This is a genomic window from Steroidobacter sp. (genome assembly GCF_036406195.1).
In the GTDB taxonomy this organism is placed as follows: domain Bacteria; phylum Pseudomonadota; class Gammaproteobacteria; order Steroidobacterales; family Steroidobacteraceae; genus Steroidobacter.
Genome location: NZ_DASWVW010000027.1, coordinates 517804 through 543185, shown reverse-complemented (window position 1 = coordinate 543185; position 25382 = coordinate 517804). Strand labels below are relative to the sequence as shown.

Sequence of the window (25382 nt, the reverse complement as noted above, 5' to 3'; positions counted from 1 at the left end):
TGGCGCAGAAGTTGCGCATTGCTGGCCACTCCCTCGCTGTGCGCCGGGATATCGGCATCCGGCACGATACCGCATTGTTATGGCGCTGCGATTGGCGAGCAGGAGGCTGCGTCTATTCAGTGCGTGCTTGCCACGCCGTTGGGAACAGGCGCCGTGCGTTGCCGCTGTAGATCTTGTCGATGACGTCTCGGGGCAGCGACAAGCCACGCAGTGGCGCCGCAAACTCCTCTGACTGCATGGTCTCGGCGCTGCTCAGGAAGCGCCAGTCGTCGAGCCACGTGTCGTGGGCCGTGGCCGCACATGCACTATCTTCCTGAGGCCCCGCGCAGGCGATGTCGGTGGCGTACAGGATTCGATCCTGGAACTCGATGAAGAACCTCCGCACCTTGTCGCGATCCAGGCTGGCCTGCAGTTGCACGTGCGACAGGCGCGCCCCGAGATCGACGGACGCATTCGGATAACGCCGTAGGAATTTGGCGACGCGATCGAGATTCCATTCGAGCGAGGCCAGATGCACCCCGACAAACGCCAGCTTCGGATGGCGGTCGAGCAAGCGATCGCGTGCGGCAATCTGCTGTTCATACGTCGGCCATTGCGATTGTGAGTACATGTGATATTGAGGATGCGCAGTGAAGTACTCGCGGTCACTGCGGATCGTCATCTCGGGCAGCGGCAACCAGGCGTTGCGAGGCTCGCCCACATGGCTGAGGAGTACCGTGCGACGCTCCTCCAACATGCGAAAGATTGGAGTGAAACGCGGATCGTCGATCATTACGACGTGGCCATCCGGGTCACGCTGCTGCATGCCAATGTCTTTCCACACCTTGACCCCGACGGCGCCGGCATCGAGGTCATCCGCAAGCTGCCGCTCCACTTCTTGCGCCCACCCCGCGCGTTCGCTCCCCGCAGCATCAAAGGTCGTAGCGAGCTCCACACGACCCGGGTAGCCCTTGCGCAGTGCCAAAGCGGCGCTGCGCTGTTGTGGCAGCGGCGGAAAATCACCGTAGTTGACGTTGATCGTGAGCAGGCGGAAGTTGTCCGCCGCCGCGCGAGCCATCAATGTCGGCAACGACCCATGCAAGTGAATATGTGCATCGATCTTTTCAACTCGCGCAAAATCGTCGATGCGATATGGCGGCTGCTCGGCCGACGCGACCAATGATCCCGCCAGCAACGCTGCTGCAAGCCAAAGCCTGATCGATTTCATGGGGTCGAGCATTGTTCTCTCAGGGTGGCCAAAGCGGTTTCGTCGAGTGGCTGCTTCGCGAGTCGCGCCGCGTACAATGCTGCGCCAAGTTCCGGGGAGTACAGTGGCGTTCGATACTCGAACCCATGGTTCGCAGCCTCCAACGCAGCACGAAAAGCGTTGCAGGTCAGTGCGGCTCCGTTAAAGACTCCGCCACTGTGCGACACAGGCAGCACCACACTTTCCGGGACCGCCAACGAACGCCGCACCGCGATCACGCATTCAACCAGTTCCTGCGCCGCCCTGTCGAAGATAGCCGCGGCCCGGGCATCGCCCGCCTGGGCGGCCTCGTGAACGAGCACCGCAAACTGTGCAAACACACTGCGCACGCTGCCCGACTCCCCATAGATCCGGGCGCAAAGATCGAGATCGGCGGCAATGCCGAAGCGAGCACGCACCAACTCATACAATGGACCGCGCCCGGTGCGTCCATCACTCATGCGTGAGAATAGGTTCAAGCCTTCGCGAGCAATCCAATAGGCGGAACCTTCGTCGCCGATGAGCTCACCCCAACCGCCCGCCCTCGCCTCGCGACCAGCATACTGGCCATAAGCTACCGAGCCGGTCCCTGCGATTACGCTGATGCCATCCTCGCACGCTAGCGAACCGGCCCAGCTGCAAACAGTGTCGTTGCCGCAGCGATAGCTGGAGACATCGAGCAGTGCCGATGGCATCGCATCCATGGTGGCAGTCGTCGCGCTGTCCTCGCCATACGCGGGCAATCCAATGAAGGCAAATGTCACACTGGCAGGCGGGCAAGCGGCTTTGGCTAGTGTCGCGCCGATGCCGCCGATCAACAGCTCGGTGGACCGCACAAAGCCTTCGGCCAGGTGACTCACACTCGGGCCGACGTGCCGGGCACGGATGCGCCCCGCAGCATCGATCAGTGCGTAGGCTGTCTTGGTGCCGCCGCCATCAACGCCGAGAAACATGCTCGTGCTGTTCCGGCCAAGGATGAATGTTCACTCCCTGCACCACGCGATTGACCACGCCGGCCGCATTCGGGCGATCCGGCGTCAAGCCCAGCGCGAGCGACTGCAGCAGCGCATAGGTCTGTGCAACCATGACGTGGGCGCAGGCCAGTTCCAAATCGCCCGCATCGCGCAGGTCCTGGTAAATCACATTGTCGCCCTCCGGCAAACCGTCCGGCTTGCCACTGAGCGCAAGGATAGCGCCGGCACGCGCGTCCCGCCGCAATTCCGCCAACAGCTCCAAGTCATAGGCGCGTGTATAAGCATCGTTGGCGAGCAGCACGACCACCAGCGTTCGATCATTGATGACCGTCTTGGGCCCATGCCGAAAGCCGAGCGTGGACTCGCCGAGCGCCACGACTCTGCCGTCGGTCAGCTCCAGCAGCTTGAGTGCCGCTTCAGAGGCCAGGCCACGCAACTCGTTGCTGCCAAGATAGACCACGCGTTGAAATTCTCGCGCGACGAGACGCTGCGCCAAAGGCCACGCCTGCTGCAGGACCGAACTCGCTGCTGTAGCCAAGGCCGAGACGGCTTCGGGTCGAAACACCCAGAATGCAAGCCCCGCCGTCAGCAGCATCGAGGTAAAGCTCGAGGTCATCGCGAATCCGCGATCATGGGTCACATCCGGCAATACGAGCGCGTGCGCGCTACGCAGCTGACGCGACCGCTTGACCAATTCACCTTCGACGTTGCAGGTCACGATGAGATGGTGCACGTCATCCAGTCCACGCTCCGCGAAATCCACGGCCGCGACGCTCTCCGGGCTGTTGCCCGAACGCGCGAACGACACCAGGAGCGTCGGCACATCCCTTTGCAGGAACAGATGCGGACCACTGACCAGATCGGTGGTGGCAATGGATTCGACGCGCCGATGCAACCGCGCCGTCAAGGCCGGCAGCAGGCAATCGCCGATGAATGAAGACGTGCCCGCACCGCTCAACACCACGCGTAGCTCGGGCTTCGCCAGCAACGGAATCAGAAAGCTGTCGAGTTGTGCTCGTTGCTCGCGAACCAGCCGCTCGATCTGCGGCCACACGGACGGCTGTTGCGCGATCTCGCGCGCCGTCCATTCGGCGCCGCGAGCCTGCAGCTCCGCTTGCCCCACGCCGGGAAAATCAGTCGACATCAATCCTTACCTCTGAGAACCAGCCACGCCGCAAGCGCGCATGTAGGGGCGTAACGACGCCGCGATGCCTTCCTGGAGCAACTCGTCGACGTTTGCCTGCAAACGACCGTCGCGAACGGCCTCGTACTGTCGCGGCATGAACTGGCTCAACAGTGTAAGCGGCACGGAGCTGCCGCGCAGTCTCGTCAGCAACGACTCGTATGCTTGCTTGATCCGCGGATGCGGCCAGTAATATCTGATTCGATCGCTCAGGCTGAACTGCAGATCGAGCGATTCGCGCTTCGGATCGTGATAGTAGTTGCGCCAGTAACGCGGATCGCTCCGCATCACTTCGAGCGCGATGGCTCGCAGATCCTCTTGATCTGCACCACCGGGCAATTCCCGGGCAATCGCCGCCAGCGACCACAATGTTTCTCGCAGGGCATAAGTCGCGCCGGGCCCGACTTTGAGAATGGCGAAGTGATCTCGCACCAACGCCTCCAGATTCACTGGGGCCTGATAGTCAGTCGAGTGCGCCTCGAAGATGAACTGTGCATCGTCGGCGATGAATGCGCTCAAATCGCGAGCCCGGTTCGGACGATAGTCGATGACCTTGTGATGATCGAACTCGACGCCAGGCTGCACGACGAGTGCAATCACGCGCGGCCACGCGGCATCCAGCCCAAGCTGCGCGAACGCATCCTGATGCGCTTTGATGGTGGCGCGCGCCGCTTCCGGGCTGGTGACTTCTAGCTCGCCAAGCGATTCCGTGGCTCCACCTGGGACGGGCACTTCGGTTCCTATGACATAGACCGGTGGCTCGCCACCGACGTCCCGCCATGCCTTCTCGGCGACAGCGCATAGCCGCGCCGCGCGGCGCGCGATGACATCCTCTGGCACCGGCTCTGGGTCGCCGCCACAGGCCATCGAACAATCCAAATGAATCTTGCGAAAACCGGCCACGACATACTGCCGAATCATTTCCGCCGCTTTGTCCATCGCCTCATCCGCGGGCTCGTGCCGCCAGGCATTGGGACCGAGATGATCTCCGCCCAGCCACAGGTTTGCTTCGCGAAATCCCGACTGCCGCGCGATCTTCAATACGAACCTGCGGAAGTCCGCCGGCGTCATGCCGGTATAGCCGCCGAATTGATTGACTTGATTCGACGTGGCCTCGACGAGGAGTGGCGCATCGTATGCGCGCGCCTCCCGCATGGCGCTTTCAATGACCTGCGGATGCGCCGAGCACAAGGAGTAGACGCCGGCCTGCTCTCCCCGCTTGTGTCGCGCCACGATGTCGAGCAACTGCCTCATCGCTGCGGCGACTCCTCGGGCTGCGCGGCCAACAGCAGCGCTGCGGTGAGGGCCAGCGCGATGCCGGCAATCTTGTACGGCCCGGGCACGGCTCCCACGAGTGCCAGCGACAACAACGCGGTCAGCAGCGGCGCTCCCGCATTGATCAGCGGCGAAACGATGATCGCCTTGCCATAGCGGAACGCGAACACCAACGTCAGCGCGCCAATGGCGTTCAACACTTGAATGGCTGCGGCCAGCCCGGGACCGCTGAGCGAATAGTTGATGGGCTGCGAGAAGTCCGTCATCGCCAGCGCCACCGGGCTGAGCAACAGCCCGCTCAACATCATGTAGAAAAAGATGCTGGCCGCATCCATGCTGGCGTTCGCCAGCTTGATCACATAGGCCTGCAATCCCCACGCCGCCAGGATGGCCAGCGCCATGGCAAACCAGCTGCCATAGCCACTGGGTTGGCCATCGCCGCTATAGTCGAACAGCGGCAGCGCTATCAGGGCGAGCACGATGCCCACCAGGCCGAGCAACCCGGTTCGCTCGCGCAGTAGCGCGAATGACAGCGCGATGGTCAGCGCCGGCGACAACGAGATGATCGGGAAGATGAGATACGGCGGACCGACGCGCACCGCATGGAACAACAGCAACTGTCCACCTGCGCCCAGCAGGCCGATGCACAAACCGAGCATCAGCGACCGCGGGTCACGCTGCAACGGCTGGTCACTGCGGCTCAGCACGAAGATGGCCGGCGGAATCATGGTCAGCGACCACACGACGTAATTGAGCGTTTCAGGCACGCCGTTGGCACTCGGCAGCCCCGCCAACGCACCCCACACGCCCCACAGTAACAGTGTGGTCAGGGCATATAACAACCATGGTTTTGTTTTCATTCAGGCCGGCTCTTTCCCCACTGTACCGATCGCATTTTTTTCCACCACGACTCTCGTCAGCAATGCTTGTTAGAACTTGGCGCTGGCGCCGAGCAGGTACGAACGACCCCAGGTCTCGAAGCCGGCCAGCATGTCGCGGCGGCCGAGATAGGAGATGTAGTACTCGTCGAGCAGATTGCGGCCCTCGAGCGACACGCTCAGCCCATCGGTGACCTTGTAGGCCACCGATGCCGTCACCCACGTGATGGGCTCCACCTGCTCCGACAGGCTGCTGACAGCGTCGTTGGCTGCGGTGTACTCACCGCTGTAGTCGGCGGCGAGTTGCACATCCCAGCGATCGTTCTCGAACATCAGCGCCAGCGAATACGCGGACTCGGAGACATTCTCCAGCGGTCCGACATGCACGCCGCCGACATAAGCCTTGGTATCGGTATACGTGTAGTTGGCGCGCACGCCAAAGCCGTTGTCGAAGAAGTGCTGCAACCCCAGCTCGGCGCCCAGCACCTTGGCCTTGTCGCCATTGATGGGGCGGCTGATGTCGTACAGCACCGGGACCTCGCCGCCGCCCCCGATGTTGCCGACCACGCCGATGTCGACGTTCTCTTCGAGCTGATGCGTGATGAAGTTGCTGAGGTCCTTCCAGAACACCGCGCCGCTCAGCACCGACTTGCCGGCGAAGTACCATTCGACCGAGAGGTCCGCCTGGTCCGCCTCCACCGGCTTGAGGTCCGCATTGCCGTCATATTCGATGAGGTAATTGCGGTCCAGCGTCTGATCGACGCGCGTGGGCGCCAGTTGATTCAGCGATGGACGCGCCATCACCTTGGCGGCGGCCACGCGCAGCAACAGATCGTCGCGCAGCCAGTATCCGACGTTGAGGGACGGCAGGAACTCGTCATAGCTCCCCTTCTGAGTGAGCGGGTCCGCCGGACTGTAAGTCACGTCCGGGCTGGAGGTGGGAATGCCCGGCGTGGGATCGTCGACGAACACGATGCTGTCCACCGCCGTCCTGGCGGTCGTGTCGGTGCTGACCCATCGCACACCTGCGGAGGCGAACCATGCATCGCCACGGAAGTTTGCATTCAAGTACAACGCGACCGTCTCCTCGTCAACGTCGTACGACTGCACCGGATTCAACGTCGCCGCCGTCAGCGAGGAATCGTAGACCTGCCCGGTGGGATTGCCGTCCTCATCGAGGATGGGCTGGCCGTCGAGCGCGCGCAGCGCATTGAAATAGGCGCTGGCATCGAACTGCACGAAGCGGCGCGGATAGCGCCCGCCGGCGTTGCGCATGAAGTTCGGCAGCGACACCGGCCGGACCACATTGGCGCCGAGGCTTTCGAAAGTCGTGTCGTACATGTTGCAGTACTGGCACGAGCCGCCGTTGGTATCGTTCTCGATGGTGTTGCGCACCTTGCTGCGATCGGTGCTGGCGATGCCGAACTGCAATGCCTGCAGCGAGCCGAATTCCAGCTTCAGCTCGCCGGCGATGGACAAGCCTGTGACCTCGTCCGTTACGTCGGTACCCGACAAGCCCGTGTAGTGCAAGCCATAGTCGGCATTGCCGAGCGCGCCGCTCTGCAATGCCGTCGCTAGATCGCGGCCATCTTCCAGAGTCACGCTGATGTTCGGTATGCGACCGTTGTTCATGTCGACACGGCTGGAGTGATTTCCGCCGATGCCCGAGACGATCCACGTGTCCTTGCCGCCGGAATCGCGCTCGGCCTTGGAACGATACGCGTCGAATGTGAATTTCAAGTTGTCCGTGGTCTGCCAGGTGGCGTTCCAACCGAACTGCGTGGTGTCGACCACGCGGTGTTCGGTGATGGTGGAGATTTCCGGGACCAATTCCGCAACGGACATGCCCGTGACCCAATGATCGCGGATGCTCACGTCGCTCCAGCGATGCAGTCCCGCATCCTCATCGAGGATGGCGTCCTCGACATAGTAGGACTGGTGATAGCCGACAGTAGGCGCGTCCAGGCGAGTGAACATGCCGTCGACCGTCATTCGCAGACTGTCGTTGACCTGCCATTGCCACACCGCGGTGACGCCGCTGCGCTTCTTCTCCTGGATACGAGCGCCGAAGCTGGTACAGCACAGGCCGAGCAAATCGCTCTCGTCAGCGGAAATCACACCGTCGCCATTGGCGTCGAACGCGCCCGGCGAATCCGGCGTAATCAGAAACTCTTCCACGGCATCCGAGCGCACTTCGCTGTCCTGATACACCGCGGTAAGCATCACGCCCATGCGATTTTCGGCGAAGGTATTGCTGAGGACACCACTGACTTTATAGCCGGTGTTCTCGGAAAGATCGTTGTAGTCCCCTTCGACCGACAGCGAAGTCCGCAGGCCGGGACGATCCAATGGCCGGGCCGAGCTCAAGTTGATGAGACCGCCAATGCTGCCTTCGAGGTTCGCGGCATCGGCCGACTTGGACACGTCCGCACCCGAGATCACCTCCGAAGGCAACACGTCGAACGCGAACTCACGGCCATCGCCATCGGTAGCGAGGATGCGGCCGTTCAACGTCACGATACTGAACTCGGGCCCGAGTCCGCGAACGTTCACGTACTGGCCCTCGCCGCCCCGGGTTCGCTGCAACGTGATGCCGGTGATGTGAGATAGCGAGTCGGCGACGTTGTCGTCCGGGAAGCGGCCCAGATCCTCGGCGACGATCGAATCCTGCACGAGTTGCGCTTCGCGCTTGCGCTCCAGCGACTCGACCAGCGCGGCGCGCGTTCCGGTCACCACGATCTCTTCGAGTCGCTCCGATGCCGACGCGTCCTGATGCGCTTCTTGGGCCAGTGCCGAAGCACCGAGCGTGACGCCGAGGACAGCTAGGGAGACTGCTTTATATGTGTATGACATGGGCATCCACCGTGCGTGGCTCATGCTTTCTGGCCAGGTGCGGCGATCCTATGCCACGGAAATCGAAAGCACAAGAAACTTTCGTTTACTTTCGTATTGACTTGGAACCGGTTAACTAATGGGCTATGCTTTCGCTACGCTGGAAAACGAAAGTCTATTTTTTCGAAGGACGCAGACCCATGGCCAGACTCAAGAACGGCACCGCAGGCGGCAACGGCGCGGTTTCGATGGAGGAACGCCGGCGGCGCATTCGCCAGCTGATCGAGACGAACACTCAGGGCACGGTGTCCGAGCTCGCACGGAGCTTCGGCGTCTCCGCGGTCACCATTCGCACCGATTTGTCGGCGCTGGAACAACTGGGAGTGGTGGTCCGAACGCATGGCGGCGCCCTACCGCGTGGCGACAGCGACGAGCTGCCGATCGACGTCAAACAAACATTGCGTCGCGCCGAGAAAGTGAGAATCGCCACCGCCGCGGCCGAGCTGATCCGCGATGGCGAAACGGTGATTCTCGACTCGGGCACGACCACCGCGGAGATCGCCAAGCAGATTCGTACTCTGAAGCTGGGCTCAATCAATGTAATTACGAACGCCCTCAACATTGCCGTGCTGCTGGCGAACTCGTCGCACGTGAACGTCATCATCCCCGGCGGCGTGCTGCGCCAGAAATCCTTTTCCCTGTCGGGCCCGCAGGCTGAGCAGGCCCTGAGCACGCTGCATGCCGATGTGCTGTTCCTGGGCGTGGACAGCCTCGACCCGGAGATCGGCTTGATGACTCCTTATGTGCTGGAAGCGCAATTGAACGCGCAGATGATCCGTATCTCACAACGCGTGGTCGCGGTTACGGACTCTTCGAAGTTGTTGCGACGGAATCTCTCGGTGATCGCGCCGGTGGATCAGATGGACGTACTGATCACCGATACCAACGCCGACGCGGCCTGTATCGAGGCGATTCGGGCAAAAGGCGTCGACGTGCGGCTGGTCTGACCTCAGGCGCCGATTTCAGAAGAGCTGTGCAATACCGAGCACGATCATCACAGGAATCGCGACCAGCACGGCAATCAGCAACACCAGCAGCAGGAAAAAGCCCGCGACGAACAACCGGCTGCCGCGCCGGCTCTTCACGGGGTCCAGCTGATACTGAGCGAGTAACGCGAGATTCCGGGTGTTTGCCTTGAAGCCGGCGTCGAACAGATCGCCGGCAAATGGAATCGCGCCGATGACGGTATCGATCACCACGTTGCTCATCATCCTCAACAGCACGCTGCGCGGCGCGCCCAGATCGCGCGCTTCATTGATGATGTAGGTGGAGATGACAGCAGCGATGGCGTCGCCAATACCGGGAATCAGGCCGATCAGCGGATCGATGCCGATGCGGAGTCCGCCCGGTAGCGGGATGGAATTATCCATCAGCCAGGCCAGCGCGCGCAGCCGTCTGATGCGCTCGGCGCTGTCGGCGCCCTTGGACGTGATCAATGTCCCGCTGACCGTTTTCATGCTTCAGCAACGCCTGTCGAACATCCCGGTTCCAGTTTCAAACCGCCTCGACTCGCGAGCAACACTCTGCCCGGCCAGCACAGGCAACCAAGCGGGCTCGTGGTCCTTCTTCTCGGGTGCGCTCGGCGCGAGCGACAAAGTTTCGCCGGGCTGGACGCGCCCATCAAAAAAATGCTGGATGGTGCTCGAATCGGCGCGTGCGGCCGGGCGATTCAACGCCCGGCCCGGAGAGTCCAGGCGAGCCAAATCAAGACGGCTTCAAGCCGCCCCGCGAGCGAACCAGCGAGCCGAGCAATGCCCAGTTGTTCAACGACTGCAAATGGAAATGCAGCAGTGGCAACCAGCCCTTCCTGTGCAACTCGAGCACCTGCGAGTCTTCCAGTGTCTGCAAGCGCTCGGGGTTCATCAGTTTGAAGCCACGCAACGTGAATGTCTGACCGCCGCCGAGATCGGCGCGCGCGACGCGATCCTCGAGCATGTTGTTCTTGTCCAGCCATTCGCCGAAGCGACGCGTGTCCATGTAGTGAGCCTGAAAGGTCTCGCTGAACTGCAGAGCACGCTGTAGGGCGTCAGTGGGTTTGCCATCGGCGAACAGCGGCCGCGCCGCTGACGCGCTCTCGAAACTGTCGGCGGCTTCGTCGATGCACAACACGAGGCGCTGCTGTTCCGGCACCTCCGAGAAAATGAACGGATAGCGGCGTACATAGGCCGGAATATAGCTGTCTTCGCGCCAAGCGCCCGCCTCGTTCACGAACAGGTTCTCGTGATCCCTCAAACCGACCACCGCGAACGGCACAGTCGGAGTGCTGGTGGAGAACACGATGGGATAGGTTCGCGCGGCCAGCAGCATTTCCGATGCAGTCAGCGGTAGCGCGTTGGTGGTGGCTGCAAAGAGGTACGTCGCATCCGACTTCAAGCCCGCCGTCGCATGGCGCTGTGGCTCCAGCGGCATGGGCTGCTTATAGAACATCGGCAAGGGAGCGGGTGCGTCGGGCGCGGGAGCGGCGTCAGTCATGGGTTTTCCGTTTCATTGAAGGCGCGCGATTTTGTCCCGCCCGAACGCGCACGGCAACGCTGAATTGATGACGATCGCGTCATGGATCGGGCACGCCGCGAGCTGTGTCACACGTCGTGGACACGGAAAAAAACATCTGATCCTGCGGACTTGCGTCGCATGAGCAGTGCCTGCCAGCAGCAGTCCGGCCCGCCTGCTCATCCGGTGAAAACGGCAATGTGGCAATAGGTGTTGCAAACAGCCGCGGACTGGATCATCTTATGGCCCAAGAATGATAGCGGTATCACGAGGGGATACACGTGTCGTACAGGGTGGAACGACATTTTGAGCACCGCGAATTGACAGCGATGTCAGGCAGGGCCCGCGCTGCAGACCGCTATCGCCCTTGTTCGGGCGCATGCAACCGTATCGATATTTCATGGCTGGCTCGTCACTTCAGCCAGCTCGCAATCCATCGTCGTTTCGATTCCTGCTGCCTGCGGCAACACCGCTGAGGTCAGGCTTTCGCAAGCGCGATATCCGGCGGCGATGGTAGCGGTATCTCCCTACCCTCGCCGGCATCGTTGGAGAAGTTTCGACAACTGAATTGATCGACGTCCGCTAAATCAGGGGGAATCATGATGAAGCACAGCAGGCTCGCGATAGCCATTGCCGCGGCGCTCGCCTCGGCTGCACCCATGAAGGGTGCATTCGCTCAGGCCGCTCCGGAGGAGCAGAGCTCCACCACGCCAGGACAAGGCAACCTGGAGGAAGTCGTGGTGACCGGCCTCAGGGCCAGCCTGGAAACCGCCATGGACATCAAGCGCGACGCGATCGGCGTGGTCGACGCCATCAGCGCGGAAGACATCGGCAAGTTTCCGGACAGCAACCTGTCCGAGTCGCTCCAGCGCATCACCGGCATTTCCATCGACCGTCGCAACGGCGAAGGCGCTCGTGTGACGGCTCGCGGCTTCGACGGCCGCTACAACATGGTGACATTGAACGGACGCACCATGCCCGCAGCCGATGCATTCGCCGGCGGCAACACTGGCGACGGCGGCATCGCCGGTCAGTCGCGTGCCTTCAATTTCGCCAACCTGGCGAGCGAGAGCATCAGCGCCATCGAGGTCTACAAGACCGGCCGTGCAAACATTGCGACCGGCGGCATCGGCGCCACGGTGAACGTGCGCACGGCGCGGCCGTTCGACAACGACGAGCCGGTGATGAACGTCGGCCTCAAGGCCGTCAACGACACCACCAATCGCACCGGCGACGATGTGACTCCGGAAGTTTCCGGCATCTTCAGCTATGCCAACGACGACAAGACCTGGGGCGTCGGCCTGTCCGCCAGCTATCAGAAGCGCGACAGCGGCTCCTCCAGCTCGACGGTCAACGACTGGAACATCCGCACCTGGGATCCCGCCAACCAGACCACCCAGTTCGCTCCGGGCGCCACGATCGTCAACGCACCCGCGGTGGGTTCGCTGTACGCCATTCCGAACGACATTCGCTATCACTTCTCGGATCGCGAACGCGAGCGCACCAACGCGCAACTGACGGTGCAGTTCGCTCCCACCGACACGCTGACACTGACCGCCGACTACACCTACGCGGAAATGGAGCTCATCGAGGATCGCGGCGACCAGACGCTGTGGATGAACGCCAACCGCTTCCGCCGCGTGGAGTTCGACACCGGCCGCTCGGTCGCGACGCCGCTGCTGATCGAGGAGGACGAAGGCACCGCCAAGGACTTCGGCTTCGAGCAGCAGCATCGCGAGCAGACCAACGAGTTGAAGTCCATCGGCTTCAACGCCCAGTGGCAGGTGTCCGACAACTTCTCGATCGGCTTCGACATACACGACTCGAAGATGGAGAGCTTGCCCAGCGATTCCCTCACCGGCGGCGGCGAAACGCTGTTCAGCTTCGCGGCGCGCGTGCCGAGCACCTGCGTTTCTCCAGGCGTCTGCACCAACCGCTTCGTGCAGACGTTCCTGTTCAACAGCGGCTTGCCGCTGGCTCAGCGCACAATCTTCACCGACCCGACCGCGACCGCACCGACTTCCGGCGGCGATGCCAACTTCGCCTTCACCCCGGACCACCTGGGCAGCCAATACCTGCGTATCAACTTCCAGGAGCAGGTCAGCGACATTACCGAGGCGCGCCTCAACCACGATCTGAAGTTCGACAATGGCAATCGCCTGCAATTCGGCGTGGAGACGCGCGTGATGGAATCGCGCCAGCGCGCTTCGAATGCGCAGATGACCTTGGGCGACTGGGGTGTCGCCAGCCCTGGCGAGTTGCCGCGGGATCTGCTGCAGCCGTTCAGTCTGGTCGGCCAGTTCGACGACTTTGGGACCGCGGGCGTGCCGCAGTCCGGCTGGAAAGGCAATGCGAATGCCCTGGCACAGTGGGCGGTGGCCAACTACGGCACCTGGCGCGATGCCAGCCAGACCAATGGTGTGCTGTCTTTCAATCCCGCTTTCGACCAGGACCACACCGTGTCGGAAGACACGGTCGGCGCTTATCTCCAGTTCGGCATGAGTCGCGATATCTTCTCGCGGCCCGCCAACATCCTGCTGGGTGTGCGCTACGAGCGGACCGACGTTGAAGCCGTCTCCAACATGCTCATTCCCCGCGGCCTGATCTGGCAGGACAACAACGACTTCTCCGAGTGGCAGGGCGTCGAGTGGCAGGCGCTGAGAGACCAGACCGACTACGACCATGTGCTGCCGAACTTCGACTTCGACATCGAAGTGGTACAGGACGTCAAGGCCCGCTTCTCCTACAGCAAGACCATCGCACGCGCGCAATACAACCAGCTGCGCGCTGGCGTGGACATCGGTGGCTCGCAGGGCACGACCATCAACGGCATGCGCCCCACGGCCAACGCGTCCAACACTCAACTGGAACCGCTGGAGTCCGACAACATCGACGTATCGTTGGAGTGGTATCTGGGCGATGCCAGCTATGTCTCGGCCGGCTTCTTCCACAAGAAGGTCGCGAACTTCATCGGCCAGGAAGTGAACACGCACGGCTTGTTCAATATCACGGACCAGACTTCGGGCCCGCGCGCGCAGGCGGCACGGGCCGAGCTGATCGCACGCGGTTACGGCACGGATGACACCAATCTGTTCGTGATGATGGCCATGATGGAACACCCGGAAACCTTCACTACCGCCAGCGGTGTTACGTGGGCAGGCGGCGCCGAGAATTTCGACGGCTCCGAAGCGCAGCACCTGGCGTTCGCAACGCAGTACGACCTGTTCCCGAATCCGGAAGACCCGGAGTACCTGTTCAACGTCACGCGCCCGGTCAACAACAAGGACGCGAAGATCCACGGCTGGGAGCTGGGCGGTCAGCACTTCTTCGGCGACACCGGCTTCGGCATCCAGGCGAACTACACCATCGTCAAGGGTGACGTGAGCTTCAACGACGCCGGCGATCCGAACATCAACCAGTTCGCCCTGCTCGGCCTGAGCGACTCGGCCAACGTCATCCTGATGTACGAGAAGTACGGCTTCCAGGTGCGTCTGGCCTACAACTGGCGCGACGAGTTCCTGCAGAACACCAACCGCGGCAACTTCCGCAATCCCGAGTACGTGGAGGAGTACTACCAGGTCGACTTGAGCATCGGCTACGACGTGAACGACAAGCTGTCGCTGTCGTTCGAAGGTTTGAACCTCACGGAAGAGGATGTACGCTGGCACGGCCGCTCCGTACTGCAGCCCTGGTATGTCGAAGACCAGGGTGCGCGCTACGCTCTCGGAGCGCGGTACAGGTTCTAGCCGAAGCTGGCCGGAACGCAACGGGCCACCGCTCCCACGGTGGCCCGTTGTGTTGGTCCGCTGACGCTTCAGGAGGTCTGGTGGCCAGGCACGTCATGCTCAACAACGTCGCCCATCACGATTTGCGGGTGATCACTCGGTATGGCGCCGAGTTTGGCGACAACATCGGCACCGTGCTGACCTTCCCCACCGAGTACGGGGACGTGCAGCGCGAGTATCCGATCTTCTTTCGCAAAGATGCCCAGAGCGGCGAATTCCAATCGATCGCGCTGCTGGGCTTGCAGCCCGACGAGAATCTGTTTCTCGAAGACGGCGCCTGGCAAGCCGCCTACATCCCGGGCATCGTGGCCCGCGGGCCTTTTCTCATCGGCTTTCAGAACCAGGACGTGAATGGCGAATTGCGCAGGGAACCGGTCATCCACGTCGATCTGGACAATCCACGCATCAGCCGCAGCGAAGGCGAGCCGGTATTCTTGCCGCAGGGAGGTAACACGCGTTACCTGGAACGAATCGGCAACATCCTGCAGGGAATTCATCAGGGCCTCGCCGTCAGCAAGGCCATGTTCGAGGCCTTCACCGCCCACGAGCTGATCGAGCCGGTGAACGTCGAGGTGAAGTTCAATGCCGAGGAGCAGTTCGACCTGCGCGGCCTGTATACCATCAGCGAAGAAAAGCTGCGTCGGCTGGACGGCGACGCCTTGTACCGGCTGAACAGCGCGGGATTTCTGCAAGGCGCCTTCCTGGTGATCGCCTCGCTCAACAACATGAAAAAGCTCATCGACATGAAACATCGCCAGCGGCGCAAGCTCGCGGGGGTGGCCTGAAGCATCATGACCGGCATCACTCAGCGAACGCGTGAGCTGCACGGCTATACCGCCGAGACGTTGCCACTGGCGGAGCTGCTGGCCGGCGATGAGCCGGTGGTTCTGAAGGGATTGGTCGCTCAATGGCCGCTGGTGCAGGCAGGCTTGCGCTCGCATCACGAGGCCATGAGTTATCTGCGAACGTTCTACAACGGCAAGACAGTCGGCACCTCGCGCGGCGGGCCACGGATCAAAGGACGCCTGTTTTATAACGACGACTACACCGAGCTGAATTTTCGTGGTGAGCGCGCAGCGCTGGATCAGGTGCTGATGGATATCGAGAAACATCTCGAAGACGAGCTGCCGCCCACCAACTACATCGGCTCCACCACCATCGACGCCTGCCTGCCCGGCTTCCGGCGCGAGAACGACGTGCCGTTGGCTGCGCACGGCTTCGATGCGCTCGCGAGCATCTGGATCGGCAATCGCACCATCGCGTCGTGCCACTACGATGCACCCAACAACCTCGCCTGCTGTGCCGTCGGGCGGCGCCGCTTTACGATGTTTCCTCCGGATCAGATCGTGAATCTGTATCCGGGACCGCTGGAGCCGACGCCGGGTGGCCAGGCCGTGAGCCTGGTGGACTTTACGAATCCCGACTTCGAGCGCTTTCCCCGCTTCCGGGACGCACTGGCCGTTGGCCAGGCCGCCGAGCTCGAGCCGGGCGATGCCGTGTTCGTGCCGAGCCTGTGGTGGCATCACGTGGAAGCACTCAGTCCGTTCAATACGCTCATCAACTATTGGTGGAGCACTTCGCCGAAGTTCATCCCGTCGCCGATGAACGCGCTGTATCACGCGATGTGGACCTTGCGTGACCGGCCCGAGCGCGAGAAGCGCGCCTGGAAGGAAATATTCGACTTCTACGTGTTCGGCCCGGCGGAGCGCGCCGGCGAGCATCTTCCCGAGCAGGCCCGCGGGGCGCTCGGACCGTTGGACGACAGCAGCGCGCGCCGCATCCGGGCCATGCTGCTCAACAACTTGAATCGTTGAATGCGGAGCGACCCGGAGCAACCATGAGCGCCAGTGCCGTCAAGAAAGTCGTCATTGCCGGTGGAGGCACCGCCGGTTGGATCACGGCCGCCGCCCTCGCCCATCAGCTCGGGCCTTTGCTCGATATCACGCTGGTGGAGTCCGAGGAGATCGGCACGATCGGCGTCGGCGAATCGACCGTGCCGCCGATCCGCATCTTTCATCAACTGCTCGGCATCGACGAACAGGAGTTCATGCGCAGCGTCTCGGCGACCTTCAAGCTGGGTATCTGGTTCGAGAACTGGGGCCAGATCGGCGATCGCTACATCCACCCGTTCGGCCGCCATGGCAAGCCGACCTGGCTGTGCGAGTTTCATCACTTCTGGTTGCACGGCCTGCGCGCCGGGTTGAATTCCGAGCTGGGCGAATACTGCGTCGAATGGCTGGCGGCGAAGGAAGGCCGTTTCGGCACGTCGCCTCAATCCGATATCAACTATGCGTTCCATATCGACGCGTCGGCATACGCCAGGTTCCTGCGGCGCTTTGCCGAGGCTCGGGGCGTCAAGCGCGTCGAGGGCAAGATCAAGTCTGTGCAGCAGCATCCCACGACCGGCTTCGTCGAGTCGCTGACGCTGGAATCGGAGCGCGTTGTGCCCGGCGACCTGTTCATCGATTGCACCGGCTTCCGGGCGCTGTTGATCGAGCAGACCCTGCATACCGGGTTCGAGGACTGGTCGCACTGGCTGCCGTGCGACAGCGCGGTCGCGGTGCAAACCGAAATCACCGGCTCGCCCAATCCGTACACCTGCGCCATCGCGCATGAAGTCGGCTGGCGCTGGTTGATTCCGCTGCAGCATCGCATGGGCAACGGCTTCGTTTTCTGCAGCCGCTACCTGTCCGACGACGACGCCAAACAGAAGTTGATGCAAGCGGTCAGCGGCAATCCGGTGCGGCCGCCGATGCTGCTGAAGTTCAAGCCCGGCCAGCGGCGCCTGACCTGGAACAAGAACGTGGTCGCCATGGGCCTGGCCGCGGGCTTTGTCGAGCCGCTGGAGTCCACCGCCATTCACGTGATCATCACCGCGGCGACGCGCTTGATGCAGCTGTTTCCGTTCGATGGCGTGCGCCAGCCGTTCGTCGATCAGTTCAATGAAGAGTCGCGCCTGGAGATGGAGCGGATTCGAGACTTCATCATCCTGCACTATCACACCACCGACCGGGACGATTCGCCGTTCTGGCGCTACTGCAGGAACATGACGATTCCGGAATCACTGGCGCGGCGCGTCGAGTTGTTCAAGGAAGGCGGCCACGCCTATCAGGCTGCAGACGAGCTGTTCCGCGTCGACTCCTGGGTACAGGTGCTGCTCGGCCAGGGCATCGTGCCCAAACACTATCACGCCTCGCCGCGCGGCATGCAGGATCACGAGCTCTCGCGTGTCCTGCACAGCTTGAAAGCCAACGTCGCCCAGACGGTGGCGCGGCTGCCCCGGCATCAGGACTTCATCAACGGCTACTGCCGCAGTGATTAGCGGTTGGTGGTTAGTGGTTAGCCAGAGAAGAGCCATATGGCTACAGTTCCGAACTAACCCCTAACCGCCAACCACCAACCACTGGCTTGGTGCAGAATAGCGGCCCTCCAAATGAGCCGTAATATCGCCATGCCTGCCCAGTCCGCCCGGTCCGCCAAGTCCGCCAAGTCCGCCAAGTCCGCCAAAGCCAAGTCGTCGTCCTCGCCTGCGAACAAGAGCCCTCCGGCCAAGGTCGTCAAGATCGGCAAGCGCCTGGAAGCGGTGGCACGTGAGATCAAGGACGCCGACGAATTCGTCGAGCATGTCTCTGGCCTGGCCAAGCGTTATCGTCGCGAACATGCCCTCAGGGCCGGCGACGCGCAAACGGACTTGCGCCAGTCACTGCGCACGTTCCACAAACATGCCAGCGCGCTGGCCGAGTGGCTGCAGCAAGCCAACACCGGCAAGGCCACGGCGATAGAGCGCAAGGCGTTCGATGCTCTGGGCACGAAGCTGTTCGGCTCCCCTGTCCTCGCCCGCCCCCAAAGCACCCAGACGCTTGAATGGCTCACGCGCGCCAGCAAAGCCGCGGAGGACACCATCACGGAAATGAAACAAGGGGGCGCTGAGGACGCATTGAAGATCGCCGCCGAGGGACTGCGAGCCACTTTCGAGCACCACAAACTGAAGCTCGCCGCCGGCAGCGACAAGAAACCCGGCGATGCGGTGCGTCTGCTGTGCGCGATCGCCCGGGAGGCCGGGGAAACGATCGAGCCTGCCGTAGCGAAGGCGGCACTGCGAGATGCCAATCGACCGGCAGCCGCGGCGTAGCCATAGTCGGTCGCTCAGGTAGCGCCGTGGAGGATCACATCCCCACCCGCAGCAACTAAGCCGAGTGCACCAGTCGCAGCTGCGGATGCGTCCGGGTGATGCGGCTCAACGCTTCCACCGACTCGGGCGTGGCGATATAGATACCCTGCGCATACTCGACGCCAATGTCGGCCAGGCACTTCAGCACCTCGGCGCTTTCGACCCGTTCGGCGATGGTCTTCAATCCCATGGCGCGGCCGATCTGGGTGATCGCCTCCACCATGCTGCGATCGACATGGTCCGTGGTCACGTTCTGGATGAACGAGCCGTCGATCTTCAGGAAATCCACCGGCAGATTCTTCAAGTACATGAAGGACGACAAGCCGCTGCCGAAGTCGTCCAGGGAGAACAAACAGCCGCGCGCCCGGAACTCGCGCATGAAATGCACGACGTTGGCCAGATTGGAAATGGCCGCGGTCTCGGTGATTTCGAAGCACACCGCGCCGGGGCTCAAGTCGTAGGTCTGCAGCTCGTTGATCAAGAACTCGAGGAAGCGATCGTCGTTCAACGAGGTGCCGGAGAGATTGATCGACAGTGTATAGCCATGCTTCGGATCACCATCCGCGCGGTAATGCGCCAGCGCGCCCAGCGCCTGCCTGACGACCCACCGGTCGATCATGGGCATCACGTTGTATCGTTCCGCCGCAGGAATGAACTCCGCCGGCTGCACCAACTCGCCGTGCTCGCCGCGCATCCGCACCAGCAACTCATAGTGGCCGCGCGTATCGCGAGTCGTACCGATGGGCACGATGGGTTGGTAATAGAGCTCGAGCCGATTCTCCTCGCAAGCCCGAGTCAGTCGCGACACCCACTGCATCTCGCGATGCCGTTCGGGTGCCGAACCGTCCTGGTACATGTGCACGCGATTGCGCCCTGAATCCTTGGCCGCATAGCAGGCCACGTCCGCAGCGGCCATGACGCTGCCGATGCTCTCGCTGGCGCTGTTGATCTCGACGATGCCGATGCTGACGCCGACGTTCATCGCGCCGTCCTGCCACTCGAATCGATACTCGAGAATGGCCTGGCGAAGATTGTCGGCGATCTTGGCGGCGCGATCGGCAGTGCAGTCCTGCAGCAGCACGCCGAACTCATCGCCGCCCAGGCGCGCGATCGTGTCGCTGGCTCGGATGCGTGTCTGCAACAGCCCTGTGATCTGCTTCAGCAGGCGGTCGCCGGCCTGATGGCCGCAGGTGTCGTTGACGAGCTTGAACTGATCCAGGTCCAGATACAGCAAGCCATGCGTCGTGCCCTCATCGGAGCGCGCGGTCAGCAGCGCTTCGTTGAGCCGGTTCTCGAACTCGCGGCGATTGATGAGGCCGGTCAAGGCATCGTGGCTGGCTTGATACGCGAGCGCGCGGCGCAGGCGGCGCTCCTTGCTCACGTCATGAAACACCATGACCGCACCGATGATCTTGCCAGAGCGGTCGCGAATCGGCGCCGCCGAATCCTGGATGGCGATTTCCTGGCCCCGCCGATTGATCAGCACGGTCTGATCCGCCACGGCGATGACACGGCCTTCGCGTAGCGCGCGACTGACCGGATCTTCCAGAGGCTCGCGAGTGCCTTCATTGAGGATGTTGAAGACTTCGTGCAGCTTCCGGCCACATACCTCGCTCGCCTCCCAGCCGGTGAGATTCTCGGCAACGGGATTCAACGTTTCGATGCAACCCGCCGCGTCGGTGGTGATGACGCCATCGCCGATGGACTGCAACGTCACCTGAGCTTTTTCTTTTTCCTCGAACACCGCCGTCTCGGCGCGCTTGCGCTCGCTGATGTCCGATATCGTTCCTTCGTAGCCGATCAATTGGCCGCTCTTGTCTCGCACGGCCCGTGCGTTCTCGATCACCGTGAGCACGGTGCCGTCCACGCGGCGCATCTGAAACTCGGCATTGCGGACTTCGCCATCGCGTTCGATGGTGGCGACGATTGCATCACGTTCGGCGGGATCGGCATACAGCCGCGTCGATGGCTGCGCCAGCAGTTCGGCCGGCGTGGAATAGCCCACCATTCGCGCCAGCGCCGGATTTACCGAAACGAAACGGCCATCGCTGGTGGAGCTATACACACCTTCCATGACGTTATCGAACAGGCGACGGTAACGAGCCTCGCTGTCGCGCAGCGCGTTCTCGGCGAAGCGGCGCTCGATGGCAATGCCAGCCAGCTGCGTCATGCGCGACATCAGTTCGAAGTCCCGCCGCATCGGGCTCTTCGGCGCACGGAAGTACAAAGCCAACGTGCCCAGAACCCGGCCGTCGGACGAATGGATCAATGTGGACCAGCAACTGCGCAATCCTGCAGCCAGCACTGCGTCCCGTGCGTTCTCCCACAGCGCATCGCGCGCGATATCCGCGACGATGACCTGGCGTTGCAAATAGACGGCTGCCGCACACGACCCGTTGCGGGCAGCGACGGTGACTCCTTCCATCGCCTGCGCATACACGGCAGGCAAGCGCGGGCCGGAACACAACGTAAGATGCTTGCCTTCATCATCCAGCATGCGGATGGCGCAAACACAGTCCGGCGCGACACGCTCGACGACATCGGTAATCGCTTGCAACGTGATACGCAGATCGACATTTGCCGCGAGGCGCTCGAACACGCGCCGCTCACCGGCAGCCAGCAATTCAGCGCGCTTGCGCTCGGTGATGTCGGTGATGCTGCCGCGAACCAGGCGTTGGCCGTGCGACTGCAGGCGTACCCAACGTACTTCACAAGGAATGTCGTTGCCGAAACTGTCCCGGAACACCCATTCGAGCACCGGCGCTTCGCCGGCCAGCGTGCGATCGAACTGCGCGCGGTGGGAGTGGGATGACAACGAGCCGTCCGGTTGATGGGGCGGACACAGCGTGTCCGGACTGCTCTTGAGCAGCGCCTCGCGATCCATCTTGAAGAAGCGGACCGCGTTCTCGTTCACATCGATCAGCCGATTGTCGTCCAGATCGACGACCACGATGATTTCCGGCGCGTGCTCGACGAGCGTGCGATAGCGTGCCTCGCTGTCGCGCAACGCCGCTTCGGCCATCTTTCGATCCGTCGTGTCACGCAAGCAGACGACGAACACTTCGCGACGATTCATCTTCGTCTTGCTGACCGCTATTTCTGCGGAGAACTGCGTGTTGTCGCTGCGCTGGCCCAGTGTCTCGTGCGGAGCCAGATCTACTTGCGTGTCGTCGAGGCGAGCGGCGAGTTGTTCCAGCGCGGTGATGATGGATTGTTGGGACGCGAGTTGCGGCAAGAGGAAACTCAGCGGCCGGCCGATCGCATCGGCTTCGGCGTGGCCGAACACGCGCTGACCGGTGACGTTCATGGAGGCAATGTGACCAGCATCGTCGACGGTCATGATCACGTCCTTCACGTGATCGAGTACGGCCTGCAGTTGACTGGCGGTGCTTTCGCGCAGCTCCCGAGTCAGCGCAGTGGCCTCATCGGACATGAGCTGCATGGAACGCACGATGCCGCGGCGTTCCTCATCGGTTTTGCCATAGGTACAGCTGATTGCGGCAAGCAGCTTGCCGAGATCGAGCTCGCCGTCCGAGCGCGTCGCTTCCCTGATCTGCCGATCTAGTAGTCGATGCATGTCGTCTACTCGACGCCGCGCGGCGCCTGGTCCGCGCCGTCACCGTCCCCGCTTTGTTGGTTGTGAAGTAGTACCGATTGTGAAGCATCGTAAGACGTTGACGCTCAAGGCGGTGTGAAACAGCTCCCGGATTTATGTGAAAGCACGGCATCCTACCTAGGGATGAACGCGGGTTATGTCCTATGGAGGTGTGCGGGGTGCGGAAGGTCGGCAATAACTGACGTCCTTTGTCGGCTTGGTTCAGCCGGAACGATCCACCCCTGGTCAGGAGTGGTCTTCCGGCCGATCAGGCAACGAGAACCAGACTACTCGTCCGCGTCCTCCGAGGACGACTTGTAGCCGGCGCGCTTGCGATCATTCTCCTTCAGCAAGCGCTTGCGCACCCGAATGTTGGACGGCGTCACTTCAACCAACTCGTCATCCGCGATGAACTCCATCGCCTGTTCCAGCGAATAACGAATCGGCGGCACCAGGATGATGTTTTCGTCGCGGCCGGCGGCGCGCATGTTGGTGAGCTTCTTGGCCTTGAGCGGATTCACCACCAGATCGTTGTCGCGGCTGTGAATGCCGATGATCTGGCCTTCGTACACCTCGTCGCCATGCGAGGCCATGAGCTTGCCACGCTCCTGCAAGCTGAACAGCGCATAGGCCAGCGCCTTGCCCTGCCCGTTGGAAATCAGCACGCCGTTCTGCCGCTGCCCCACTTCCTTGTCGAGCACCGGACCGAAGTGATCGAAGATGTGATGCATGAGACCGAGACCGGACGTCATGGTGCGGAATTCGGTCTGGAAACCGATCAGCCCGCGCGAAGGAATTTTGTAGTCCAAACGCACACGGCCCTTGCCGTCCGGAACCATGCCGGTCAGCTGTCCGCCACGCTCGCCAAGAGCCTGCATGACAGCGCCTTGCGAGCTTTCTTCGAGGTCGACCGCGAGCGTTTCGTATGGCTCGCACATCTGACCATCGATTTCTTTCGTGACAACACGCGGGCGCGATACGGCAAGCTCATAGCCTTCACGCCGCATGTTTTCGAGCAGCACGCCCAGGTGCAACTCGCCGCGGCCATAGACGCGGAACTTATCCGGATCGTCCGTCTCTTCCACACGCAGCGCGACGTTATGGCGCACTTCGCGCAGCAGACGCTCGCGAATCTGGCGGCTCGTGACGAACTTACCTTCCCGACCGCAGAACGGCGACGTATTCACTTCGAACGTCATGCTGATGGTCGGCTCGTCGACCACCAGCGCGGGCAGCGCCTCGGGCTTGGCCGGATCGCAGATCGTGTCCGAGATCTGCGGATGTTCGATGCCCGCGAAGGCCACGATGTCGCCTGCGCTCGCCTCTTCCACTTCGATGCGATCCAGGCCGAGGAAGCCCAGCACCTGCATGATGCGCTCGTTGCGGGCCTTGCCTTGGGCATCTACCACCGTCACTGGCATGTTCTTCCGGATCTTGCCGCGCTTGATACGGCCGATGCCGATGGCGCCGACGTAGTTCGAGTAGTCGAGCTGGCTGACCTGCAACTGCAGCGGACCGTTCTCGTTCACATCCGGCGGCGGACAGTGCTTCACGATGGCTTCATACAGCGCCGTCATGTCGGTGCCCATCTGGTCGGGCGCGTTGCCGGCTATACCTCGCAACGCCGAGGCGTACACCACCGGGAAGTCCAGCTGCGATTCGGATGCGCCGAGCTTGTCGAACAGATCGAACGTCTGATCCAGCACCCAGCTCGGCCGCGCTTCGGGCCGGTCGATCTTGTTGATCACGACGATGGGATGCAGGCCGTGCGAAAACGCCTTTTGCGTAACGAAGCGGGTCTGCGGCATCGGGCCGTCGACCGCGTCGACCAGCAGCAGCACCGAGTCCACCATCGACAGCACGCGCTCCACTTCACCGCCGAAGTCGGCGTGACCGGGGGTGTCGACGATGTTGATGCGATAGTCGCGCCAGCGAATGGCGGTGTTCTTCGCCAGGATGGTGATGCCCCGCTCCTTTTCGAGCGCATTGGAGTCCATGACGCGTTCCGGCATGGCCTTGCGCATGTCGAGGGTACCCGACTGCGTGAGGAGCTTATCGACCAGGGTGGTCTTGCCATGATCGACGTGGGCGATGATGGCGATGTTACGGAGCTGGGAGGTTGACACGCAGGGATTGTGACAGGGCAAAAAAGGCGCGCATTGTAGAGGGCCGGCGGGGGTCCCGACCACCTCCGGCTCAATATATTTATTTCGGTCCCGCCCCCGGTGAGCCCTACGTCTTTGCCCGACGGGGCCCGCCTACCCAAAGTGTGCCATTTCGGGGCATTGCCGTTACTCCTGTTTCGGCCCGGTCGTCTCCTCCGCCTGCATCGGATGGATGGCCTCGCCCTCGGCATCCCGGGCGGGCTCGGGCTTCTGCTGCACTCGGGCAGTCTGCTGACCGACCACGAACGGAATCGAGAACGTGCGGTTCAGGCTGGAGCCGGCGATCTTGGTGTTCACCGAGGCGGTGATATAGAACACGCCGGTGCGGTCCGGCAGCACCGAGATTCTGTGCCGGTAGGGCTTGCCCGACTCCACCGAGTTGAAACTGACGGTCAGCGGGCCGGCCAGGGTGATGCCGTCCATGCCGGTGAGCGTGGCTTCGAGCGAGTCCACCCCGGCACTCGGAATGAAAGCCACGTCCAGCTCGGTGGGCGTGCCCAGCGTCGGCTTACCGCTGAATTCATAGCGAATGGTCACGGCCGCCCCGGGCTTGCCGTCGCTGACGGCCTTGGCGAAGGCCGCCGTTTCATCCGCCGGCGCCTTCACCGCGGGCTTCGGCCGCACCGGCGCAGGTGCCGCGGCCGCGGTATCGGGCTCTGAACTGCAGGCACCCAGCAGAGCCAGGGTGGCCATCGGAACACAAAGCAGCAACCGCCGGGGTGAAAGGTTCATCCTGATCATGCCTCTAT

17 protein-coding genes are annotated in these 25382 nt (G+C 62.3%); 6 read left to right on the top strand and 11 right to left on the bottom strand.

Features of this window, described 5'->3' with window-relative positions; translation table 11 throughout:
- Positions 1 to 112 precede the first annotated feature (112 nt).
- The 6 genes from VGE08_RS13915 to VGE08_RS13890 form a co-directional block, all read right to left on the bottom strand.
- Positions 113 to 1207 (bottom strand): amidohydrolase family protein, encoded by a 1095-nt coding sequence (locus VGE08_RS13915; protein ID WP_331068498.1) that lies wholly within the window; start codon positions 1205 to 1207, stop codon positions 113 to 115.
- On the bottom strand, positions 1204 to 2178 hold the full coding sequence (locus VGE08_RS13910) for an N-acetylglucosamine kinase (RefSeq protein ID WP_331068497.1): 975 nt from the start codon (positions 2176 to 2178) through the stop codon (positions 1204 to 1206). The genes VGE08_RS13915 and VGE08_RS13910 overlap by 4 nt, the downstream gene beginning before the upstream one ends.
- Positions 2162 to 3343, bottom strand: a complete 1182-nt coding sequence (locus VGE08_RS13905; RefSeq protein WP_331068496.1) for an SIS domain-containing protein — start codon at positions 3341 to 3343, stop codon at positions 2162 to 2164. Before VGE08_RS13905 ends, VGE08_RS13910 begins: the two co-directional genes overlap by 17 nt.
- 6 nt (positions 3344 to 3349) lie before the next feature.
- Complete coding sequence (locus VGE08_RS13900) at positions 3350 to 4636, bottom strand: D-tagatose-bisphosphate aldolase, class II, non-catalytic subunit (protein ID WP_331068495.1); 1287 nt, start codon at positions 4634 to 4636, stop codon at positions 3350 to 3352.
- Positions 4633 to 5517, bottom strand: a complete 885-nt coding sequence (locus tag VGE08_RS13895; RefSeq protein ID WP_331068494.1) for an EamA family transporter — start codon at positions 5515 to 5517, stop codon at positions 4633 to 4635. The genes VGE08_RS13900 and VGE08_RS13895 overlap by 4 nt, the downstream gene beginning before the upstream one ends.
- Positions 5518 to 5586: 69 nt before the next feature.
- Positions 5587 to 8388, bottom strand: a complete 2802-nt coding sequence (locus VGE08_RS13890; protein WP_331068493.1) for a TonB-dependent receptor — start codon at positions 8386 to 8388, stop codon at positions 5587 to 5589.
- 179 nt (positions 8389 to 8567) lie between these two features.
- Between VGE08_RS13890 and VGE08_RS13885 the strand changes: the two genes are divergently transcribed.
- Positions 8568 to 9374, top strand: coding sequence for a DeoR/GlpR family DNA-binding transcription regulator (locus VGE08_RS13885; protein ID WP_331068492.1), 807 nt, complete (start codon positions 8568 to 8570; stop codon positions 9372 to 9374).
- 15 nt (positions 9375 to 9389) lie between these two features.
- Here VGE08_RS13885 and VGE08_RS13880 read toward each other — a convergent pair whose 3' ends face one another.
- The gene (locus VGE08_RS13880) at positions 9390 to 9884 is read right to left on the bottom strand and encodes a DUF4112 domain-containing protein (protein ID WP_331068491.1); all 495 of its coding nucleotides are present in this window, start codon (positions 9882 to 9884) and stop codon (positions 9390 to 9392) included.
- A 247-nt stretch (positions 9885 to 10131) separates the two neighbouring features.
- Positions 10132 to 10899: a SapC family protein gene (locus VGE08_RS13875; RefSeq protein ID WP_331068490.1), complete on the bottom strand. Its 768-nt coding sequence runs from the start codon at positions 10897 to 10899 to the stop codon at positions 10132 to 10134.
- A gap of 620 nt (positions 10900 to 11519) precedes the next feature.
- On the opposite strand from VGE08_RS13875, the gene VGE08_RS13870 reads away from it, so the two are divergent.
- The 5 genes from VGE08_RS13870 to VGE08_RS13850 all read left to right on the top strand — a co-directional run bounded on the left by VGE08_RS13870 (position 11520) and on the right by VGE08_RS13850 (position 18834).
- Positions 11520 to 14663 (top strand): TonB-dependent receptor, encoded by a 3144-nt coding sequence (locus VGE08_RS13870; protein WP_331068489.1) that lies wholly within the window; start codon positions 11520 to 11522, stop codon positions 14661 to 14663.
- Between the two features lie 80 nt (positions 14664 to 14743).
- The gene (locus VGE08_RS13865; RefSeq protein WP_331068488.1) at positions 14744 to 15487 is read left to right on the top strand and encodes a SapC family protein; all 744 of its coding nucleotides are present in this window, start codon (positions 14744 to 14746) and stop codon (positions 15485 to 15487) included.
- Positions 15488 to 15493: 6 nt separating this feature from the next.
- The gene (locus VGE08_RS13860) at positions 15494 to 16516 is read left to right on the top strand and encodes a cupin-like domain-containing protein (RefSeq protein WP_331068487.1); all 1023 of its coding nucleotides are present in this window, start codon (positions 15494 to 15496) and stop codon (positions 16514 to 16516) included.
- Positions 16517 to 16539: 23 nt separating this feature from the next.
- Complete coding sequence (locus VGE08_RS13855) at positions 16540 to 18024, top strand: tryptophan halogenase family protein (protein ID WP_331068486.1); 1485 nt, start codon at positions 16540 to 16542, stop codon at positions 18022 to 18024.
- A 111-nt stretch (positions 18025 to 18135) separates the two neighbouring features.
- The gene (locus tag VGE08_RS13850; RefSeq protein WP_331068485.1) at positions 18136 to 18834 is read left to right on the top strand and encodes a hypothetical protein; all 699 of its coding nucleotides are present in this window, start codon (positions 18136 to 18138) and stop codon (positions 18832 to 18834) included.
- A gap of 55 nt (positions 18835 to 18889) precedes the next feature.
- On the opposite strand, the gene VGE08_RS13845 is transcribed toward VGE08_RS13850, so the two are convergent.
- The 3 genes from VGE08_RS13845 to VGE08_RS13835 all read right to left on the bottom strand — a co-directional run bounded on the left by VGE08_RS13845 (position 18890) and on the right by VGE08_RS13835 (position 25326).
- Positions 18890 to 22450 carry a PAS domain S-box protein gene (locus tag VGE08_RS13845; protein ID WP_331068484.1) on the bottom strand — a complete coding sequence of 1187 codons (3561 nt, stop codon included), beginning with the start codon at positions 22448 to 22450 and terminating at the stop codon, positions 18890 to 18892.
- Between the two features lie 305 nt (positions 22451 to 22755).
- Entirely contained in the window at positions 22756 to 24594 is a 1839-nt protein-coding gene (gene typA, locus VGE08_RS13840) for a translational GTPase TypA (RefSeq protein ID WP_331068483.1), read from the bottom strand.
- Between the two features lie 165 nt (positions 24595 to 24759).
- Positions 24760 to 25326, bottom strand: coding sequence for a hypothetical protein (locus tag VGE08_RS13835; protein WP_331068482.1), 567 nt, complete (start codon positions 25324 to 25326; stop codon positions 24760 to 24762).
- Positions 25327 to 25382: the final 56 nt, after the last annotated feature.

What these genes read in the sequence shown, in the direction of transcription:
- VGE08_RS13915 (WP_331068498.1), bottom strand. Translation starts at nt 1,207, where the DNA reads ATGAAATCGATCAGGCTTTGGCTTGCAGCAGCGTTGCTGGCGGGATCA.
- VGE08_RS13910 (WP_331068497.1), bottom strand. Translation starts at nt 2,178, where the DNA reads ATGTTTCTCGGCGTTGATGGCGGCGGCACCAAGACAGCCTACGCACTG.
- VGE08_RS13905 (WP_331068496.1), bottom strand. Translation starts at nt 3,343, where the DNA reads ATGTCGACTGATTTTCCCGGCGTGGGGCAAGCGGAGCTGCAGGCTCGC.
- VGE08_RS13900 (WP_331068495.1), bottom strand. Translation starts at nt 4,636, where the DNA reads ATGAGGCAGTTGCTCGACATCGTGGCGCGACACAAGCGGGGAGAGCAG.
- VGE08_RS13895 (WP_331068494.1), bottom strand. Translation starts at nt 5,517, where the DNA reads ATGAAAACAAAACCATGGTTGTTATATGCCCTGACCACACTGTTACTG.
- VGE08_RS13890 (WP_331068493.1), bottom strand. Translation starts at nt 8,388, where the DNA reads ATGTCATACACATATAAAGCAGTCTCCCTAGCTGTCCTCGGCGTCACG.
- VGE08_RS13885 (WP_331068492.1), top strand. Translation starts at nt 8,568, where the DNA reads ATGGCCAGACTCAAGAACGGCACCGCAGGCGGCAACGGCGCGGTTTCG.
- VGE08_RS13880 (WP_331068491.1), bottom strand. Translation starts at nt 9,884, where the DNA reads ATGAAAACGGTCAGCGGGACATTGATCACGTCCAAGGGCGCCGACAGC.
- VGE08_RS13875 (WP_331068490.1), bottom strand. Translation starts at nt 10,899, where the DNA reads ATGACTGACGCCGCTCCCGCGCCCGACGCACCCGCTCCCTTGCCGATG.
- VGE08_RS13870 (WP_331068489.1), top strand. Translation starts at nt 11,520, where the DNA reads ATGAAGCACAGCAGGCTCGCGATAGCCATTGCCGCGGCGCTCGCCTCG.
- VGE08_RS13860 (WP_331068487.1), top strand. Translation starts at nt 15,494, where the DNA reads ATGACCGGCATCACTCAGCGAACGCGTGAGCTGCACGGCTATACCGCC.
- VGE08_RS13855 (WP_331068486.1), top strand. Translation starts at nt 16,540, where the DNA reads ATGAGCGCCAGTGCCGTCAAGAAAGTCGTCATTGCCGGTGGAGGCACC.
- VGE08_RS13850 (WP_331068485.1), top strand. Translation starts at nt 18,136, where the DNA reads ATGAGCCGTAATATCGCCATGCCTGCCCAGTCCGCCCGGTCCGCCAAG.
- VGE08_RS13845 (WP_331068484.1), bottom strand. Translation starts at nt 22,450, where the DNA reads ATGCATCGACTACTAGATCGGCAGATCAGGGAAGCGACGCGCTCGGAC.
- VGE08_RS13835 (WP_331068482.1), bottom strand. Translation starts at nt 25,326, where the DNA reads ATGGCCACCCTGGCTCTGCTGGGTGCCTGCAGTTCAGAGCCCGATACC.